The 2,392-nt window shown below is 31.2% G+C and carries 2 protein-coding genes; one reads left to right on the top strand and one right to left on the bottom strand.

Annotation, left to right across the window (positions count from 1 at the left end; translation table 11 throughout):
* The coding region (locus M663_RS0111240) for a sensor histidine kinase (protein ID WP_029688975.1) at positions 1-1,336 on the bottom strand (1,336 nt) is incomplete at its 3' end.
* 169 nt (positions 1,337-1,505) lie between these two features.
* Here M663_RS0111240 and M663_RS0111235 point away from each other — a divergent pair.
* Positions 1,506-2,392 (top strand): ABC transporter substrate-binding protein (locus tag M663_RS0111235; protein WP_029688974.1); only part of this gene is annotated, 887 nt, incomplete at its 3' end.

The raw sequence follows: 2,392 nt of genomic DNA, 5'->3' as shown, positions 1-2,392 counted from the left end.
TATCTTTAAATCTGATTTTTTGAATTGTAATATAGCTTTCAACATGCTTCAATTCATTTTCAACAGTAGTTACATCATTCCCTTTATTGATGCTGTATCTCAAAATTGATGCTAAAGAATTTACAATCTTACTTATTTCAGGTACATTATGTTTTACTGCCAACCAATTTACAGTATCAAGTGTATTGTATAAAAAATGCGGATTTATCTGTGCCTGCAAAGCCTTTAATTCCGCGTCTTTTTCCTTTATTTTTGATAAATACACTTCATGTATAAGTTCATTTATTCTTTTTATCATGTAGTTAAAACTTGAATATAATACTCCTATTTCTCCACCCCAGTTTTCTTCAACACTTATGTTAAAATTACCTTTTTCAACTTTTTTCATTTCAGCAGCAAGTTTTATTATTGGCTGTGAAATACTGTATGAAAAATAAAGAGAAATTAAGGCTGCAATTACAAGACTCAAAAGCGCAGTAAGATAGATAAAATTTCTTATCATCTCAGCTTTTTCATTAAGTTCAGCCATAGATACCATACCAACAAGTTTCCACCCATTTTGAGGTAGAGTATTGTATATAACCATTATTTTATTACCATTTATAGTAATAAAATCACTTCCAGAACTGCTATTGTATAATTTAGTGGTATAAGGATATAAAAAGCTTTTGTCCTCGGAATATATCAGCTCTCCTTTGTCATCAACGAGATACACCTTTCCAGTTTTTCCAAGGTGTATATCAGATATTATTGAAGCAATTTTTGACATATCCATATCTACAGAAATAACTGCTATAGGTTTAGTAAAATTTTTTACATCGAAAACCAACCTCGAAACAGAAATCATTTGTTTCCCAAAATCATTGTTTATATACCAGTACAACCTGCCATTTAGCTGTATAGTTTTTTTATACCATTCTTTATCTTCTACTACTTTTGAAGACATCACATCATTTTGTTCTAATCTCATTGGGTATTGATTTTTACGCAAAGCAAAAATTTCTACAGAAGAATAATTTTCATTAAATATTCCGGGATATAATATACTGTTTCTTATAGCTGTAACTTCTCTGTTTATTTGAAAAGGAGTTTCTCCCCCATTGCGTGATAAATTATACTGAAGTTCTTTATTCATTGAAACATATAGTATAGCATTTTTCATATTTTCTAGCATTTTTGATATATTTTTATTTGCTTGATTTAGGGTCTGAAAAGTAGTCTTTTTTACCTCTTCATTTATATATCTTGATGTAATATTACCTGTTGTCGCCGCTACCATTATGAGCGGTATAACTATTATTAAAATGTATGAAAGTAAAATTTTTTTGTATAACATAAAAACCACCTTTTATATAAATATTTCAACACAAATATAGCAACTACCTTCTTTATAATTAAAAGTTTATAAAAAAATACACAAAATATTAAAAATGTCACATTATTTTTGCAACCGATTTCTTATATAATTATTATACAACACCAATACTATTTAAGGGGGAATTTAGATGGGTAAAAAAAATAAAATCCTAGCATCAATAGTTTCACTGGCATTAATAGGAACTCTAATTGCCGGTTGTGGTTCTAACACAACCTCATCTACTTCAAGTAATACTTCTAAGAATGAACCAGTCACAATTACCTATTCTACAGGTAAAGACTCTACACCAGCAACCCAAAAATTAGTCGAAGCTTTTGAAAAAAAATATCCAAACATTAAAGTCAAAGTTCAAGAACTACCTAATTCCACAGATGACCAACACAATTCTTATGTTACAGCATTATCCGCAGGTGATTCAAGTATTGATGTTTTTGCAATGGACATTATCTGGACACCTGAATTTGCTGCTGCTAATTGGTTACTCCCGTTAGATGATAAATTTACAAAAGAAATGAGAGATAAGTTTTTACCGGGACCCGTTGAAGCAGTAACATATAATGGCCATGTGTGGGCAGTGCCAAGATTTACAGACGCAGGAGTCCTTTATTATAGAAAAGATATTATAAACACTCCTCCCAAAACTTGGGATGAATTAATTCAAATGGCAAAAGAAAATGTTGGTAAAGGTGGTACTAAATATGGAATAGTATTTCAGGGCAATCAATATGAAGGTTTAGTTTGCGATGCTTTAGAACTTATAGGAAGCAATGGTGGAAGTGTTCTTGAAGGAGACAAAGTGACAATAAACACACCACAAGCAGTAGCAGGACTTCAATACCTGATAGATTTAGTAAAGATCGCTCCTCCAGGTGTAACAACGTATCAAGAAGAAGAGGCAAGGAATGTATTCCAACAAGGTGAAGCAATTTTTATGAGAAACTGGCCTTATGCGTGGTCTTTAGTAAATGGAGATGATTCCCCAATAAAAGGTAAAGTAGGTATAGCTCCAATTCC

Source organism: Thermoanaerobacter sp. A7A (genome assembly GCF_000445185.1).
Taxonomy (GTDB): domain Bacteria; phylum Bacillota; class Thermoanaerobacteria; order Thermoanaerobacterales; family Thermoanaerobacteraceae; genus Thermoanaerobacter.
This window is presented reverse-complemented; position numbering and strand designations above follow the sequence as displayed.